Here is a 17,376-nt window from a genome sequence, read left to right as displayed (position 1 = left end):
CGCGCCTTCGGCCCGCCATCTCGAAGGAACGTCGCAGGAAGGCCTCGAAAGCGTAGCCCCGCTCATGCGGCTGTAAGGACTCCACCCGGACGAGTTCGTCCCGCAGCTCGGCAAGAAGACGCCAGTCAAAGGCCGGCCGCGGCTGCTCATTGGTGCCGACGGACGGCTGTCCCGTCAGGCGGGCGAGAAGCGTCTGGTAGCGGCCCTCGGCATTGGAAACTGGATCCTGTTGTCCGGTGCGCGCCAGCAGTTCCGTGCGATGCTCCCACAGGGCTTGCAGGGTACGGGCTGCAGTCGCGTCATCGACCTTCTGAAGGAAACAGCGCAGTCGCTTGCCCTTCGACCCGCCGTGCTCGGCATAGATCGGATCATCGATGTCGACGTCCAGCTCGGCGGCGAAGAATTGCGAGAAGCTCGGATCTGAAAAGTCCAGCACGTAGCCGCGCCCCCGGGCGAATTCCACGAGGTCGTCAATCAACCGCAAGTCAATGGAGCGTATCGAGCTAATGAATTCCTCCCGAGCGGTGCTCCGTGTTATGCGTTTATTGTTTCTTGTATCGCCGCGATCTTCGCAAGGATGTCGTCGAGTGAAAGCGGCCTCTCGTCGAACATCATCGGCGTCATAGCCCGGTAATCGGCACGCAAATCTTTGATGCGCGCCTCGTCGGGCATCAATCGCAGAGTGCCTGGCCGAGCGGTATCGTAACTGGCCCAGCCTGAACGGAAGAAGGTCGCCTTATGCTTGGCGACTTGCGCCAGCAGATCGAAATCGGTCGCGGCGGCCTGGCCCTCGTCTGTATCGAGGAGCATGGCCAGGTCATAATAGTGCCGCGAGAAATATTGCGGCGTCGGCGACTCGGATGGTCGATGCGCTTCCGCGTGGAGCGCCGTCGCCTTCTCCCAAAAGGTGCGCCGAGCTGACAAGACAGTCACGCGGGTATCAGGCTCTTCGAAGAAGTCCGGAAAGTCGTCGGCCGCATAGGGGCGGATGACTTTTTCCTCGGTCGGCCAGGGGTCGCCGCGTGCGCCAAGTTCGAGCTTCACCCTCGGCGTGATGTAGGCCATGCCCTCATATTCGGCGGCGCCCAGCGCTGTCGGGTAGTAGAAATTGACCGTCTGAGCGTCGCCGGAGTCGATCTCCAGTGACCACTTCCCATCGGACGGCTCGCCAAGCTGTTCGATGATCGCGGAGCGGAGCGCCGGCAGAAGTTTCTCGGCGATGTGACGCTCGACGTCGCCGACCAGATCATCGATCAGCCGCGCCGCCTGCTTCCTGCTGATCCCCTCCTTCTCGGGATCGCGATCGCCGGTGTATCCGAGTTCAGCGCGATCGAACGACAGGTCGATATCCTCGGAAAAGCGGCGGATGGCGTCGAACGCCTTGGAGAGCGAGGTGCCGCCTTTGAAGACGAGGCTCGCCGTCGCTCCCTTCGGCAGGCCGAACAGGCGTCGCAGGGTCCAGCAGACCCAAAAGTCCTTCTCGATGATCGTGTCGGCGACGCCCCGGATGGCGCCGGTCTCGCCGAAGAGGGCTGCGCGATCATCAGCGGGTAGGAGGGCGACCTTATCCATTGTATCTGTGCCAAAAAATCACTTAAGCTCTAAAGCTTTTTTAACGGCACCAGCGACGTCGGCGTGACTAGTGCAACGGATTTGCCCTGTCGTCGTCATGCGCCAGACAGAAAATCCAGCGTTGCTCGTTTGCTTCATCGTCTCGGAAGACCATGTACCTTCCGTTATAAAACGGACCAAGACACGTTGCTGGCCTTTCTCATCACGGATCGCCAGCAGTTTGCGACCCGCTTCTGTTTGAAGCAGGAAACCTCCTTTAGGATCGATTGCGATTACTTTGTCGTCCTTCCAAACAAGGAAATCAGGAAAGAAGCGGCGGCTTTCCCCCTTGTCCAATAGAGGTATCGAATACCCGCCGTTGACTGGATTGCGGGCCCAGGGGAGGCCTACGCCATCAATTTCCTGAGCAACCGCCAGCTCCGGGCCGTTCAGGTCGCTGTAGCCGTCATGCACTGCGTTTGTGAAAACGTGAATCGCGTCGGGGCGAACGAAAATCGCGCCGACCGCATATGGATTTGATTCCTCAAAAGATAGTTCCGCATGTGAAAGATAAGTGTCGACCAAGCTTTCGGCATCTTCTCGCAACTGCTGCGCGGCGACGCTGGTGATCTCAATTCGAGCTTCAAATTTCGGATCGGCCCAGTCGATGGTTTTGACGGCTTCAGGATATCGGGACTGCATGTGTCGTCGGACGAGCCAGCGTGCGATCACCCGGTTGGAGTGATCTTTGACATGGGTCTCAATGCTTGGCTTCGAGCCGTCGCCTATCTGCTGGACCGCACGGGTCAGCTGCCCCGCGCCCTGTATGTTTACAGAATCCGCAGTGTAGTCATGAATTGAAGCAATGGCCTCGGTCAGCGGCTCGACGGACTCGTCAGCGTCAATGTGAATTTCCGGAATTGAAAGCGTCTGCTTAGGTTCAATCCGGGCTCGCCGCCGATCACGCGCATCGCTGAACCCGTCGAGCTTGACGTCCGGCATCTCGGACGCAATCTTTCTACGGACAATCTCAAGTATCTTGGGAAATTCCTGCTTGCTGTCGATGCGGATGTAGAAGTTTGCCGTGTTCAGCAAGGGGTCAGGATAGTGCCTCGCGCCAGGTTGCCGAAGAACACGTCCGATAACCTGCTCAACCTGCAGCGCTGACCCCATCGATTTGTCGATATAGGCGAAACAGCAGGCTGGGTCATCCCAGCCCTCCTGTAAACTCTGGTTGAAGATGATGTGCCGATAGGTGCCCTGCGAAAACACAGCAAAGTCGTCCTCGCCGCCTGAAAAGAGTGTGAAGCCTTCGGGAGCAGGGTAGTCCTTCTGGCTCATCTTCAAGTCACAGTAGAGGGCTATTTCGTCGGCGGGGATGCCCTTTTCCTCAGTTAAATATCGCCAGATGAGGATCGGCGGTGCTTTGCGCTGATTAAAGGGACGGTGCGGATTATCAGCCGTTCCATCCTCCTGGCTGATGTTCGTGCGACAGACATAAATTGCTTTTGGAAGGAAGCCTGCTTCTAGCTCGTCGGCTTTGAGTGTGGCGAGCTGGAAATCCTCAATCATGTCGTTGAGGGTGGTTTCCATCTCCGTATCATACCCGCCAAGTACGATCTGCCGCTTGACGAGGCCAGCATCGACGGGTTCCTTCGACTTGATGGCGGTAACCAGACAACGAGAGGGACTTTCGTCCGCATCGGATACTGCTTCGGCGCTCCATCCGGCCTGCTTCAATCGATCGATGATCTGGCCGAGCTTGCCCGGTGTGCGCATCGTGGCGGAAGCCGCGAGTATGACATCGGGTTCAAGCTCGAGAAGCAGATCTGTCTGCTGGTCCGATAGATTGTGGGCTTCGTCATAGACGATGATCAGCGGTCGTCGATCTGACGCGCCGGGAGCCTTCCTCTCTGCCAGGATTTCCCAGAGCGCGCCGTCGTTTTCATCCTCGTCCTTCTGATGGACCTTGAGCTTGCCGTCTCCCTTTGACTTCTGATTGAAGCTGCCCACGGTAGTCAGGAGGATGAACGCTCGCGTGTCATCGTGGATCTGGTCGATTTTTGCTTCGCCCAGATAGGTTGTCGTGAACTCCGGGATCAGGTGCTCGTATTTTCCGCCAGCCTCGAAATTTGCGAACGTCTGATCGACCACTGCCTTGGACTTCGAAATCCACAACACGATGGGCTCAAGGTGCATTCCCGCCCGAAGCAATGATACCGTGTCGGCAAGTATCGCGGTTTTGCCGGAACCAGTGAGCGAGGCGAGAGCTTGATAGAACGGCGTTGGCCATCCCATGTATTCGATCGGCCTGCGCTTGTCGCTTACCAGCAGTCCGTACCGGGCGACAATTTGCTGAGAGGCTTTGGTCTGAAAGGGAAGTAGTTCGATGCTCACGCGGCGCTCTCCTCGCCGGCATCCGATGTAGGCCCGACTCCGTAGGGGTGCAGTGCTTCGTTGAAGCCCAGCGCATCAAGGATGCGATTTGGAATCTGATAGAATTCGACGTTCGGTCCGCTGTATGTCGAGATTCTCGCATAGACGTGGAAAGGTTGTGCCAGTCCCTCGGCCTTCGCCTCAGCCGCAATCGCTCGAAAGGACGCACGATTAAGGACGGAAGGCTGGTCTGGACCGTTCCAGATCAGAAAGAAACCCTCGCCGCGCGCGCTTTTTGCGAACAAGTGAGAATGAGTCCCGGCGGGCAGGCGCCTCAAATGCGCAGCCGCTCGATCCTTTTGGTCCCAGTACGAAGTCAATAGCAGATCAACCATCTCCTCCCGCTCAAGCGCAAGTACGGCCGGAGCGTCGACCTGAGACATGAGTTTCGAGAATCGAAAACCGCTCGCGAGCGGTGCGGCGGTGACGGCAGAAGCGCCCTTCTTGTTGACTCGTTCTCCCGTAACCGCGCGCTTCAAACGTTCATAAGTAAGTGTGCGCGCATAGGCGTCCCCACGCTCAGGGCGTCCCTGCTCAATAAGCAGAAAGCGCCTGTTTGCACCTGCTTCGGCGTTCAACTCCATGACCGCATGCGCGCTCGTCCCCGAACCTGCGAATGGGTCCAGCACAATCCCGGACGGCGGGCACCAGATCTGGATAATCTTCTTGAAAAGCTTCATAGGTTTGACTGTCTCAAACCCGTGACCTGGTCCGACTATTGAAGTCAGCTCGTTGATGCCGATTTGACTGTGGCCCGAATGCTCGTGGTCCCAAGAGCTTGTACCGATTTCAAGCGGTGCCTCGTAGTCATCATCTGCCCAGTAGGTTGTGGGCACGATACCTTGTTTGACATCTTTCAGATACTTCTTCAGACCGAAGGTGCCTTGACCATCATCGCGCCAGTGTGCGACCGGCCAAACTCCGGCCCGAATCTTCTCAGCCGCCTTCCGAGCAGCTTTGAGCACTTTGTGTTCGGGAGTGAACGTCTTATCGCTCGGGATCGGCGCACCGCTGATGAGAAGGGCCTTCTGACGTCCGTCTCCAATATCCCGCTCGACGTATTTTGATCCCCACGTCTCAAGATAGGCTTTCATTCGGCGCTTCTCAGAGCCCCAATGACGCCCGGCTGTCGGATAGTGCAACTGTCCGGTGAACGGCGATTGGATCGCGTAGATCATCGAAAGGTGCGTCTCTTCACCTCGCGCCGTCAGGTCACCGGGCTTCCACGGATGAGGGTCGCCGTCGCGCGAGAGGTATCGCTTGTCCATCTCCTCGGTTCGAGGGAGCAGCGCGGTTTTGGCCCGCTCTGCATTCTTCGCGTAAACGAGGACATACTCCGTTGCCGTAGAAAGCTGGCGCTGGTCGTTTCGTGGAGCGTAGGACTTCTGCCAGTTGATTATGCCAATACGGTTCGACTCGCCGAACATCTCGTCGAGCAGCATACCCAGCCGGAATAGTTCACGATGATCAATACAGATGGCCAATACCCCGCCAGGGCGGAGCATCTCCTTCATCATCCAAAGACGAGGCGTCATAAACCTGAGCCATTTGGAATGCCTTGACCCGTCATCTGCCGGCACTAGCTTGCCGAGATCCGGATCATTCGGGTCTTCGTCCCACCGGTCGTTGTACCGGAAGTCCAGCCCTGTATTGTATGGGGGATCGGTAAGGACTAGGTCCACTTGCCCGCGATACTTATACAGGCTGACCAACGCCTGAAGGTTTTCACCTTCGAGCAAAACATTCTCGGACTGATGCACCTCAGAGCCAACACACAGCTTCTTTTCGATTCGCTGGGAGCGTGGTTTTAGTTGGCGAATAATTTGCCAAGGAGGGGTCTGCCCTGGATAGGTCAGGCGAATGCCGCCGATGTCCACGCCGTCGCGGTCAAGCAACAGGCGGATCAAGTCTTCTCGGCTCAGTTTGTTGTAATCGGTCATAATGTACCTCGACAGAGCCGCTTTGCGCCTGCTCCTGATGGATATGAAGCTGACGCCGAATCTGCCGATGACGTACGGATTCTCGGGCTCGTTGCTGTTCTAATGCAGAGCGGCGGCATGAGAACATAGCATGAACAAAAGGCAGTGCCTATGCTTATCTCATCTCCCTTAGGCGTGAAACCGACAACCTTATCCATCGATATCGGCCACCGCTGCGTTGGCAATCGAGGCGAGCGTGGGCCGCATCCAGGCGGGCGCCTGGATCGCGGTTGAGGCCAGCGTCTTCTTGTCGCTGGCCGAGAGCTGTCGAGCGGCAACCTGCACGACATCAGCCGCCCGCACCGGGCCGACATGACGAAGCGCCTGGACAACCGTGCCGGCCGGGCTGCCCGGTGCGATCAGATGCTTTGGCGAGGCATGTCGAAGATCCACGACGCGCTTTCCCAGCACGACGCGCCGCGACGGGCCGTCGGTTAGGTAGGTGCTTTTAGCTGGGACCTGCGTCGAGAGGCCGAGCGCGTTCGCTGCCCGCGCGCCTGCGATCTGCACTTGCGATCCAGTCTCCCGGGCGAGCGCCTGTGCGACATCGTCTGGAGCGGGCGACAGGGCCCCAAGCTTCGGATGCAGCTTGGGGAAGTCGTAGAGCCCACGTGCGAGCCGGCGAAGCTGGCCACCCTTGACGAGCCGGGAGAGGGCTTGATCGACAGACGAGCGAGCGGCAACGGCGAGGAAGTCGCTAGGCGTGAATACGCTGCCGCGTCCACTGGCGCGGACGCGCTTCATCACCCGATCGGGAACAGAGGCAGCAATCATCTTCATGCGTCAGAAAATAAGACATCTTTTTCTGACATGCAAGAGCCGGGTCCGTGAGCGATGGCCATCCCCCGTGGCGTTCTCGATTTTCACTTTGTGATCTGCTAAGGTGATCGATGACGGTACTTTTCGCAGATGGCAGCGAGGTTGATGCTGGCCGAAAAATTTGGCTCACAGCGGGGATTGATCCCGATAGCTGCCGAAACCGAGCAAAATAATTTTTGCGGAAATCTCCCTTTAAAAACAATGCTGTATGTTTTTGACGGCCCACAAGTCGGCTTCTTGAGCGGCGCCAGACAAAAAAGACAGCTAGATCAACGACCTAGCTGGCTATGGAACAATCGAGTGGGAGTGAGGGGAGCGTAGTTTCGGATACTGCGGAGTATTGTTTCGTAGCATGGGCGGTTCTGACGTCTCGATAGACCCTGAATAGCAGTGGAGACTGTCGGACAAGCCGGTTCTTCGCTGTCCGGAAATAGCCGACGACTTGGGTGGCTTTCCCACGGCTTTCAAAGTTGCCCGATCTGGAGTGAGCGCCTAGTTGGATCTTATGAATAATCGCACGACGCCCCACCTAGAAGATGGCAGCCGTGGCTCTGGCGCTTCTCGTCAATGGGTGGCACACACAGAGCGGCGGCCATGGCAAAGGGTGCAGGAAAGAATCCCCGGGTCTCTGCGTCGGGACAAGCGGTAAGGTACGAAGTGTGATGTGCCCGGGGGGCGATCCTTTGATGCCGATCAGACCGTCTGACTCAGTGCGCCTTTTGTGCGCGCATAACTAGACGATCGACATCGCGGATCTCATCGCGGCCACCAGTTTGCGCCCCAACTGCTGATCCGCCTGGCGCTAGCTGATCGCCTTTACGGCATCACGTCCGAGCGCTGGCCATGTGGGGACGTCCGCTCAACCTGGTCTACCCTTTGTCGGGGGCGTCCCTTGCGCGGCGTTGGAGACGTCGGCCCATTTCTCCCATGTTTCGATCCGCCCCTGGTAAACCTTCTTCATCATCGGCAGCAGCCAGTTGCCGAGCATGAGCCGGTTCGGCGGGGCCTGCGAGTCGACGAGCGTCATGATGGCATCGACGGTGGCCAGCGGATCGCCGGTCATCGCAGGATTGAAGGAAGCGCGAGCCGCTTTCCGGAGATCATCATACTCGGCCATCTGTGGGGCCATCTTGGTGGAGCTGCCAAACCCGGTCGCGAAGCTGCCGGGCTCGATCGCGGTGACCTTGATACCGAAGCTCGCCACTTCACCGGCAAGCGCTTCGGTCAACGCTTCGATCGCGAACTTCGTGGCGAGATAAATACCACCAGTCGGGAAGCTCGCGATCCCGCCGATGCTCGACATGGTGAGAATATGGCCGCTGCGCTGCACCCGGAGGATCGGCAACGCCGCTTGGATGACCGAGAGGGTGCCGAAAAGGTTCGTTTCGATGTTCGCCCGCGCTTCGTCGATGACGATCTCCTCGAGCGTGCTCATATAGCCATAGCCGGCATTACACAGGATCACGTCGAGCCGGCCGAAATGTTCATGGCCTTTCCGGATCGCCTCGAAGACTGCGGCGCGATCGGTGACGTCCAAGCCGAGGGCGAGGATGTTCTCGCCATATCGTTCAGCCAGTTCTTCGAGCGCGCGTGTATCGCGGGCAGTCGCGATTACACGGTCGCCCCTTTCCAGGGCCGCTTCCGTCCAGATGTGGCCAAACCCACGCGAGGCCCCCGTGACGAACCAGATTTTTGCTTGAGCCATAGCAAGTCCACCTATAATATTTGCATCGAGTGCATATATTTAAATGCACTAAGTGCACATTTCAAGTGCTGGAGCCACGGATTCATGGACGAGGCTGGAAGGAAGCCGCCCGGCAAGCGGGAACGCAACCGGCAAGAAACGCACGAGCGGATCGTCACCGTCGGTTTGAAGCTGTTTGTCGAAAAGGGGTTTGAAGAGACTACGCTCGACGAGATTGCGCAGACCGCCGGGATCGCGCGGCGAACCTTGTTCTCCTATTTCGAGTCCAAGGATGACATCCTGTCCTCCTCCTATGGGAGCGGATTCTCGCAGGCGCTCGGCCCAGCTATCAGCGAAGAGTCTCCTGACCAGGCTCCCATCGCTGCAGCACGATCCTGCCTCATGAAGTTGGCGTCACGATACGAGACACCGGACTCCTTGGCCGTCGACAAACTTCTGCGCTCTTCGCCTGCGCTGCGTGCGCGCAAGAGCGGAAGTTTCGATGCCATGGCCTGCTCGATGCTTGAGGCCATGGAGAATGTCTGGCCCGCTCCGGATCGACGTGACGAGCTTCGCCTGACCGCGACGGTGGCAATAGGGGTGCTGAAGCTGGCGCTCGAGGATTGGCGAAAGAGTGAGGCTGAACGCCCGCTTTCGGAATTTATCGACCGCGCCTTTCGCCTGCTTAAGGCTAGCTTGAGGCCAGACTGACACGAGACCGCATCGGCCTAGCAGCGGTGGACTGCTCCTGCAGTTGCTCCCTCCAGTGACAGCAATCCACCTCAAGGTCTCCGATACGGGCAGGCGGGAATGTCCCCAGTTCCGGCCATCGCTGATTGGTGCGCGGGTGTGTCACCGCCAGTTCCGGTCTTTAGTCGGTCCGTCGCGGCGCTCTAGCGCTGCCACGAAGGCGTCGTAGCGCTCTCCGGCCTGGGCGCGTGCTACCGCCTGCGCCGGTTCGGGCAAAGGCGGATACGGACCCATCCGAGTGTGTCCGACACGCCGGACCGGGAAGTGCTTCATCGACGCGGCTGGGATGCCCATTTCTCGCTCGATAGCCCGCGATAGTCTTCGAGAGCGGGAAATTTAAGGAGCGGCGGAAAACGCGAGCAAAATCAACAGCAGAATTTTCTGACGGTCTGGGTGACGGTATGGGGCGCAGTAGAATTGGCGATTGTGATGCCAAAAAAACAGCTTATTGTGAGGCGGAACAATTGAGTGGGAGTGAGGGGGCGCAGTTTCGGATAGTTCGGGACACTTCCTCGTGATATCGGCGGTGCAGCTTTGCCGATAGACGCCAATTGATATCCGAAGGAGATGGGGCTGTCCGTCAGCCGCATGATATCAAGGTGCGGTGGCGCCCATGGCCGGGACCATCGCCCTCAGGTGCCGGGCGGCGGACATCCGTCCGCTTAGGCTTGTCCTTGCTGCGCGTCCCTTTATACTAACCGGGCGGTGCTCGCTCCGGCGGCTCCGGTCGGGGCCTGCAGCGGCACGAGTCACTGTCTCGTGCCGCTGGTATTATTGGGGCTGCCGCTGCTTTCCGGCGCCGACTTGCTTAAAAAAGCGAAAGCCGGCCACCGGAGGCGACGTAGTCTCTGAACGCCTCGAAGCGCGCCGCGCTGGAGACGCCCTGGCGCGGGCCGGTGGTATCGCCCAAGCCCATCACCATGGGCGCGCCGATGGCCACCCGGGGCCACGGGTCATCGGGGAGGGTGGGATCGCCCTTCTTGATGAACGCCAGCCAGTGGGCTTGGAGCGTGCGCGAAACGGCGCGGTCCCGGTCGGTGAAGATACGGCCGCCCTTGTCCAGGGCGCCCATCACATAAGGCACCTCGGCGGTATGGAAAGCGCCGAAATCCTGGCCATCGCCGGTGGCTGGGTACGGATGATCGTAAAGGTAGGTGTAAACGGTCTGCCCGCTGGTGGCCGTCCGCGTCTGGGCCCACAAGACCAGGCCAGCCATGTAACGGTCCTGCGCCAACAGCTTGTAGGAGGCGCGCGCCTCGGCATCGGTGGCGTGGGGGTACACCGCCAGCAAGCGGTCGGCGGATTGGCCATAGCGCTCCCGAACCAGGGCGGCGAAGTCGGCGGCGGTCAGCGCGCTGTTGCCGAACAGGGTGCCCTCATCGGCATTGAAGCCGGTCATGAGCGGCACCGTGCTCGCCACCGGAGCCGTCGGATCTTCGGGGTCCCCGGTGACGATGACGGCATCCAGGTTCGGCGCGAACACGATGGTCGGCCTCACGGGCTTGGCGCCGGGGGTTGGTGGCGGAACGTTGGCGGCCTGCTGCAGCGCGTCGGCTGGTATGGCGCGCAATTCGGCCAGCGTCTTGGCGCCCACCTTCCCCGCGAACGCGACGCCCGTCGCCTCCGCTTCGGCCAGCGACGGCATGTGGATGCCCATGGCCGAGCCACTCTGCGCTACCGCCCGTTGAAACAGGCCTTTGGCAAGCGGCGACATGATCAGGTCATTGACCGCGGCGGCACCGGCGGACTGGCCGGCGATGGTCACGCTGCCAGGGTCGCCGCCAAATTTGGCGATGTTGGCGCGGACCCATTTCAAGGCCTCGATCATGTCCAGCAGGCCGTAGTTGCCTGAACTGTGCCGGCCTGACTCTTTGGTGAGGTCCGGATGGGCCAGGAAGCCGAACACGCCAAGCCGATAGTTTATGGTGACGACGACCGCTCCCTGGGATGCCAGGCCGCCGCCCTCATAGATCGGGATGGTGCCGGACCCACTGCCAAAGCCGCCGCCGTGGATGTAGACGAACACCGGCAGTTTGCCGTCGGCCGCGCGAGGCCTCCAGACGTTCAGGTAGAGGCAATCCTCCGACACCGGGCCTTGGATCAGGAACTCCGAGGTGATCGGGCCAAACTTGCCCGGTGGGCCTTGATAGCAGGCCGGCGGCGCCTTGGTGGCGTCACGGACACCCTGCCAGGCGTTGGCCGGCAGGGGATCATGCCAGCGGAGGGCGCCCACCGGAGCCTGGGCGTAGGGGATGCCCAGGAATTCGTCGACCGTGCCTTTTTCCGCGCCGCGGATTTCACCGGAGTTGAGTTGGATGGTCGGCTGTGCCAGCGCGGCAGCCGGCGCCAGCAGCAGCGCGATGACGGCCCTCGCCAATATCTTGCACGCCCTCATGAGTGACGCCTCCCGATTTTTTATAATGGTGATGAATTACAATAAAGCGGGGCATGCGACAACTGATAAGAATAAAAATTCTTATTATGACAGGCGGAGTCTTGGTGCTTGTAAAGCGCGGAAGCGGTGAAAAAAAGCCGCCGCTTCCCAGGGGAAGAGGCGGCGGCGGGGGATGCTGGGATGGGAGGGAATATCGCCAGCCCGACCACCATAGTGCATCTCATATAGAATTATAATCTGAATTCATGTTATGGCTAGCGAAGCGCTTCTGGGCGCCGCCACGACAATAAAGGGGAGGAGCGACATGCGTTGGTACCGGGCCGCCGTGTTCTGCGTGATGGGGATCTTGGGCGTCGCGGAGACGGCGCAGGCGGCGGACGGCGGCGGTTGTCCCCCCGGCCAGGCCCTGAAGCGGGATGATTCCGCGAAACTGTTCCAGGACTTCGCCACCCAGCTGCTGGTTCGCAAGGATGCCCGCGGCGCCTATGAGACCTTCGCCGCCGCCGACATGGTCCAGCGCAACCCGCCCTTCGGCGCCACCCGCGACAGCACCATCGCCCAGTGGGAAAAGATGACCGGCATGCCCGGCTCGCGCTTCGTGATCGAGACGGTGGCCGTGGACGGCGACGTCGGGGTGGTCCATTTCCGTGGCCAGCTCAAGGCCGGGGAGGCCGGCGCCGTCATCACCCAGCACGATCGGCTGCGCTGCGGCAAGATCGTTGAGGAATGGGCGGAGTTCAGCGCGGGGGCCAAATGATCGCGAGGGCTTCGCGGGGTTCACGGCCCGTGGCCATATCCGCCATCGACCAGGCCGCGGCGATGTCTCCCGGCCGGCGGAAGGCGGCCCTGGTCATCGTCGCCGGCGCGTTCATGATGGACCTGATCGACCTCACCATCGTCAACGTCGCCTTGCCCTCCATCCAGCGGGATCTGGGGGCCGGGCCGGCGGCGATGCAATGGATGGTGGCCGGTTACGCCGTCGCGTTCGCCGTGCTGCTGATAACGGGCGGCCGGCTGGGGGATACCCATGGCTACCGCCGCCTGTTCATGGTGGGCGTCGCGGGCTTCACCGCCACGTCACTGCTGTGTGGTGCCGCAGCCAGCCCGGCGATGCTGGTGCTGTCGCGGCTGGCGCAGGGTGCCGCGGCCGCCTTGATGCTGCCCCAGGTGATGTCGCTGATCCAGGTGATGTACCCGCCGGCGGAGCGCATTGGCGCACTGGCCATTTTCGGCGTTCTGGGTGGGCTCGCGGCCGTTCTCGGGCCCATCCTGGGCGGCCTGCTGATCGAGGCCGACCTGTTCGGGCTGGGCTGGCGGCCCATCTTCCTGATCAATGGCCCGCTGGGCGTGGCCGGCCTTGTCGGCGCGTGGCGCGTCCTGCCGTCCGGCCGATCATCCCGGGCCAGCGGTGTGGATGTGCCGGGTACCGTGCTGGTCGCGGCGACCTTGCTGGCCGTCATCCTGCCGCTGATGCAGGGGAGGGAGGCCGGCTGGCCTTGGTGGTGCCTGGCGTCGTTGGCCGCGGCCCCCGTGCTGGGTTGGCTGTTCCTGCGCCATGTTCGGCGGCGGTCGGTCACCGGCACCGCCCTGGTGGATCCCGGCCTGTTCGTCAACCGGGGCTTCACCGTGGGGGTTTGCATCTCCCTCTGTTTCCAGGCGGTGACGGCCGGGCTGTTGTTCATCCTGACCCTGACGCTGCAATACGGCCTGGGCTGTTCACCGCTGGAGACGGCCTTGGTGCATGTGCCCTATGCCGTGGGCGCCTCGGTGGCGATCGGCGTCGTCGCCCGCCGTGCGCTGCCGCGCATTGGCCTGCGTCTTATCGGCATCGGTGTGGGTGTCATGTTGGCCGGCCTGGTGGCGCTGTTCGCCTTGATCTTGGCGCAAGCGCCCCTGATGGTGATTGGTGGCGCCTTGCTGGTGACCGGCACGGGCATGGGGTTGACCGGTGGCCCGCTGGGGCCTGTGACCTTGTCGGATGTCGACGTGGCGCATGCCGGGGCGGCATCGGGGACCATGAAGGCCGTTCAGCAGTTGGGGGCCGCGACCGGCGCCGCGCTGATCGGCAGCCTCTACTTCGCCTTGGCGCCCGATCTTGAGTCTGCTCACGCGCGCCAAAGTTTCCTGACGATCCTGCCCGTGGTGGCGGCCTTGTTGCTGGTTGTGGGGGGGCTGGTCACGCGCTTGCCCAAGGACCTGCGGATTTTTCGCAAAACATGACCTTCAGGGAGGAAGGGATGCCAAGTCCCGTTCTGCGCCTTGGCCTCATCGGTGGGGGCCCTGGCAGTTTCATCGGGCCGGTTCATCGCATGGCGGCGGAGTTGGATGGCCGGTTCCGCCTGGTCGCCGGCGCGTTCAGCAGCGACCCCGAGCGGTCGCGCCAGGGGGGCGCCAGCTACGGCGTCGATCCCGGCCGGGCTTATCCCAGCTACGCGGCCATGATCGCCGCCGAGCGGGAACGGGTCGACGGCATCGACGCGGTGGCCATCGTCACCCCCAACCATGTCCATGTGCCGGCCAGCACCCACGCCCTGCGGGCGGGCCTGCATGTCATGTGCGACAAGCCCGCCGCCCTCACCCTGGCGGAGATGCGCGACCTGGCGGATGTGGCCGCCGCCGCCCCTGGCCTCTATGCCCTGACCCACACCTATACCGGTTATCCCTTGGTGCGGGAGGCCCGGGCGCTGGTGGCGGCGGGGCGCATAGGCCGCCTGCGTAAGGTGGTGGTGGAATACAGCCAGGGCTGGCTGTCCACCCCGTTGGAGACCACGGGCCTGAAGCAGGCGGGGTGGCGTACCGACCCCGGTCGCTCCGGCGCCGGCGGGTGTATCGGCGACATTGGTGTCCATGCGTTCAACCTGGCGGAATTCGTCGCCGGCACGCGGGTCAGCCGCCTGTGCGCCGACCTTTCCACCCTGGTGCCGGGCCGCCGGCTGGACGATGACTGCAACATCCTGCTGCGGTTCGATGACGGCACGGCGGCGGGCGTGCCGGGGGTGCTGCATGCGTCCCAGATCGCTGCGGGCGACCGGAACGGTTTGCGCCTGCGGGTCTTCGGCACCGAAGCCGGGATCGACTGGTCGCAGGAAACACCCAACACCCTGACCATCAATGGATTGGACGGCCGGACCGAGGTGCTGCACGCCGGCGGCGGGGCCGTGGGGGCGGAGGCGCGGGCCGCCACGCGCCTGCCCATCGGCCATCCCGAGGGCTATATCGAGGCCTTCGCCAACCTGTATCGCGACTTCGCCGCCGCCATCCATGCCGGCCGCCTGCCGCCCGACGGCGCGTTGCCGGGCGTGGACGCCGGCTTGCGGGGCATGGCCTTCATCGAAACGGCCGTGGCGAACAGCGCCGCCGGCGGCGGCTGGGTGCAACTGGCCGTGTGACGCCAATCTGACAGAGGGAAAACCCATGCGCACGATCAAGGGGCCGGGCATCTTCCTGGCGCAATTCGCCGGTGACGCGGCCCCCTTCAATAGTCTGGGCGCCATTGCCGCCTGGGCCGCGAATCTGGGATTCAAGGGCGTGCAGATACCCAGCTGGGACGCCCGCCTTTTCAACCTGCGCCTGGCGGCGGAAAGCCGCGACTACGCGCAGGAGGTCACGGGCACGCTTGCCACCCATGGCTTGGCGGTCACCGAACTGTCCACGCACTTGCAGGGGCAACTGGTCGCCGTCCATCCCGCCTATGACGCGCAGTTTGACGGCTTCGCCGACCCATCCGTGCGGGGCGATCCGGCGGCGCGCCAGGTCTGGGCGGTGGAGCAGATGCGGCTGGCCGCCCGCGCCAGCGCCAACCTGGGGCTCACGGGGCACGCCACCTTCTCCGGCGCGCTGGCCTGGCCCTACCTCTATCCCTGGCCGCAGCGGCCGGCGGGCCTGGTGGAGGAGGCGTTCGCCGAGCTGGCCCGGCGCTGGCGGCCCATTCTGGAGGCGTTCGACGACGCCGGCGTCGATGTCTGCTTCGAGCTGCATCCGGGGGAGGATCTGCACGATGGCGCCACCTTCGAACGCTTCCTGGATGCCGTCGGCCAGCACCGCCGCGCCAACATCCTGTTCGACCCCAGCCACTTCGTGCTGCAGCAGCTGGACTATCTGGCCTTCATCGACCTCTATCATGAGCGGATCCGCGCCTTTCATGTGAAGGATGCGGAGTTCCGGCCCAATGGCCGGTCTGGCGTCTATGGCGGCTACCAAGGCTGGATCGACCGGCCTGGGCGGTTCCGGTCGTTGGGGGATGGCCAGGTCGATTTTAAAGCGGTCTTCTCCAAGATGGCGGCCTACGACTACCCCAACTGGGCCGTGCTGGAGTGGGAATGCGCCTTGAAGCATCCTGAGGATGGCGCCCGCGAAGGGGCCCGGTTCATCCAGGACCACATCATCCGCGTGACGGAGCGGGCGTTCGACGATTTCGCCGATGCCGGGAGCGACACGGCGCTGAACCGCCGGCTGCTTGGGCTGTGACCGTGATGATTGACCAATCGCCGTTAGGATTGGCGCTCAGGGTTGGTGGGGCACCCGTGTTCTGAGCGATTGATTTCCAGGAATAAGAATAATAATATTGGTACTGATATATCGTCGTGATGGCGACTTGGCGGTGCGCCGGCGAGGCGAGGCCGCCATCATTGGGAAACCGGCGCGGGGGAGGCGCAGGTTCGCCATCAGATAACCAAGAGATCGGGCTCTAGCCTGAGACCGCCGTCCAAACGGGCTCCCGGCGGGGCCGCATCTGACAAGGACAGCTTCCATGTCGACGTACGACATCAAGCGGGGCGTCAGCCTCTACAGTTACCAGGAAGAATATTTCCTGCGGCAGAAGTCGCTGGAAGACCTGATCAAAGTTTCTGCCGAGATGGGCGCCAAGGGCATCGAACTCATCAGTGAGCAGACGTTTCCTGGCTATCCCAATCCGCTGGACCCGTCGGTTTACGACAACTGGCACGCCTTGATGGCCAAGTACGGCACGACGCCGGTCTGCCACGACTTCATGCTGGATTATAAGAAGTACAAGGACAGGCCGATGCCGTTCGAGGAGCAGGTGGCCTCCTGCAAGGTCGACATCGACCATGCGGCCCGGCTGGGCTGTCCCTACACCCGCGCCCTGGTCTCCATCGATCCCAATGTGTTGGTGGCCTGCGCCGATTACGCGGAAAGCCGTAACGTCCGCATCCTGATCGAGGTACATGCGCCCCTGCACTTCGATCACCCCTGGATCATCCGCCATGCCGAGGCGTTTGAGAAGTCGGGCTCCGACTACCTCGGCTTCCTGCCGGACATGGGCATGTTCCTGTTCGCCTTCCCGCCCGTGTGGAAAGAGAAGTTCATCCGCGACGGCGTACCCCAGCACATCGCCGACTATATCTGCAAGGCCTACGAGGATCGGGTCTTGAGCGAGTATGTGATCCTGGAGGTGGAGAAGATGGGCGGCGTCGGCCCCGCCATCGGCATGGCCACCACCCTGCGCCACAACGCGGCGTTCGAGCCCAAGCGCATGCTGGACCACATGGACCGCATCTGGAACATCCACGCCAAGTTCTATGAGATGACGGAAGATTTGGTGGAACCGTCCATCCCGTATGACGAGATCATCCGCGTGCTGAAGCAGGGCGGTTACAAGGGCTACATCTGCTCCGAATACGAAGGCAACCGCTGGATCCAGGACGCCTTCCCGGTGGATTCCATCGAGCAGGTTCGCCGCCAGCAGGAAATGTTCAAGAAGCTGATCGGTGAGCCGCAGGCCGCCGTCAGCGCCGCCTGAG

The 17,376-nt window shown here is 61.8% G+C and carries 12 protein-coding genes and 1 pseudogene; 6 read left to right on the top strand and 7 right to left on the bottom strand.

Annotated features, from left to right (window positions below):
* From I55_RS03890 to I55_RS03865, 6 genes and pseudogenes are all read right to left on the bottom strand, one after another.
* Window positions 1–478 (bottom strand): annotated as a pseudogene (locus I55_RS03890) (DUF3644 domain-containing protein); the annotation flags it as partial.
* Window positions 479–534: 56 nt separating this feature from the next.
* The gene (locus I55_RS03885) at window positions 535–1,572 is read right to left on the bottom strand and encodes a nucleotidyl transferase AbiEii/AbiGii toxin family protein (protein ID WP_044559185.1); all 1,038 of its coding nucleotides are present in this window, start codon (window positions 1,570–1,572) and stop codon (window positions 535–537) included.
* 18 nt (window positions 1,573–1,590) lie between these two features.
* Window positions 1,591–3,948, bottom strand: a complete 2,358-nt coding sequence (locus I55_RS03880; RefSeq protein ID WP_044559184.1) for a DEAD/DEAH box helicase family protein — start codon at window positions 3,946–3,948, stop codon at window positions 1,591–1,593.
* A complete protein-coding gene (locus I55_RS32705) occupies window positions 3,945–5,927 on the bottom strand; it encodes a site-specific DNA-methyltransferase (RefSeq protein ID WP_083900820.1) in 1,983 nt (660 codons plus the stop codon). Before I55_RS32705 ends, I55_RS03880 begins: the two co-directional genes overlap by 4 nt.
* 189 nt (window positions 5,928–6,116) lie before the next feature.
* Window positions 6,117–6,746, bottom strand: a complete 630-nt coding sequence (locus I55_RS03870) for a DUF6088 family protein (RefSeq protein ID WP_199902447.1) — start codon at window positions 6,744–6,746, stop codon at window positions 6,117–6,119.
* A gap of 898 nt (window positions 6,747–7,644) precedes the next feature.
* Window positions 7,645–8,490, bottom strand: coding sequence for an SDR family NAD(P)-dependent oxidoreductase (locus tag I55_RS03865; RefSeq protein ID WP_044559182.1), 846 nt, complete (start codon window positions 8,488–8,490; stop codon window positions 7,645–7,647).
* 84 nt (window positions 8,491–8,574) lie between these two features.
* On the opposite strand from I55_RS03865, the gene I55_RS03860 reads away from it, so the two are divergent.
* Entirely contained in the window at window positions 8,575–9,180 is a 606-nt protein-coding gene (locus I55_RS03860; RefSeq protein ID WP_044559181.1) for a TetR/AcrR family transcriptional regulator, read from the top strand.
* 847 nt (window positions 9,181–10,027) lie between these two features.
* Here the strand turns inward: I55_RS03860 and I55_RS03855 are convergent.
* The gene (locus tag I55_RS03855; RefSeq protein WP_044559180.1) at window positions 10,028–11,614 is read right to left on the bottom strand and encodes a carboxylesterase/lipase family protein; all 1,587 of its coding nucleotides are present in this window, start codon (window positions 11,612–11,614) and stop codon (window positions 10,028–10,030) included.
* A 304-nt stretch (window positions 11,615–11,918) separates the two neighbouring features.
* Between I55_RS03855 and I55_RS03850 the strand changes: the two genes are divergently transcribed.
* The 5 genes from I55_RS03850 (at window position 11,919) to I55_RS03830 (ending at window position 17,375) form a co-directional block, all read left to right on the top strand.
* The gene (locus tag I55_RS03850; protein WP_044559179.1) at window positions 11,919–12,371 is read left to right on the top strand and encodes a nuclear transport factor 2 family protein; all 453 of its coding nucleotides are present in this window, start codon (window positions 11,919–11,921) and stop codon (window positions 12,369–12,371) included.
* A gap of 29 nt (window positions 12,372–12,400) precedes the next feature.
* Window positions 12,401–13,834, top strand: coding sequence for an MFS transporter (locus I55_RS03845; protein ID WP_199902446.1), 1,434 nt, complete (start codon window positions 12,401–12,403; stop codon window positions 13,832–13,834).
* Window positions 13,835–13,851: 17 nt separating this feature from the next.
* Entirely contained in the window at window positions 13,852–15,003 is a 1,152-nt protein-coding gene (locus tag I55_RS03840; RefSeq protein ID WP_044559194.1) for a Gfo/Idh/MocA family protein, read from the top strand.
* Between the two features lie 25 nt (window positions 15,004–15,028).
* Entirely contained in the window at window positions 15,029–16,081 is a 1,053-nt protein-coding gene (locus tag I55_RS03835; protein WP_044559177.1) for a sugar phosphate isomerase/epimerase, read from the top strand.
* A gap of 283 nt (window positions 16,082–16,364) precedes the next feature.
* Complete coding sequence (locus tag I55_RS03830; protein ID WP_044559176.1) at window positions 16,365–17,375, top strand: sugar phosphate isomerase/epimerase; 1,011 nt, start codon at window positions 16,365–16,367, stop codon at window positions 17,373–17,375.
* Window position 17,376: the final 1 nt, after the last annotated feature.

The organism is Azospirillum sp. B4, assembly GCF_000333275.1.
In the GTDB taxonomy this organism is placed as follows: domain Bacteria; phylum Pseudomonadota; class Alphaproteobacteria; order Azospirillales; family Azospirillaceae; genus Nitrospirillum.
The sequence above is the reverse complement of the archived record's forward strand: the minus strand, read 5'-3'. Positions and strand labels throughout refer to the sequence as shown.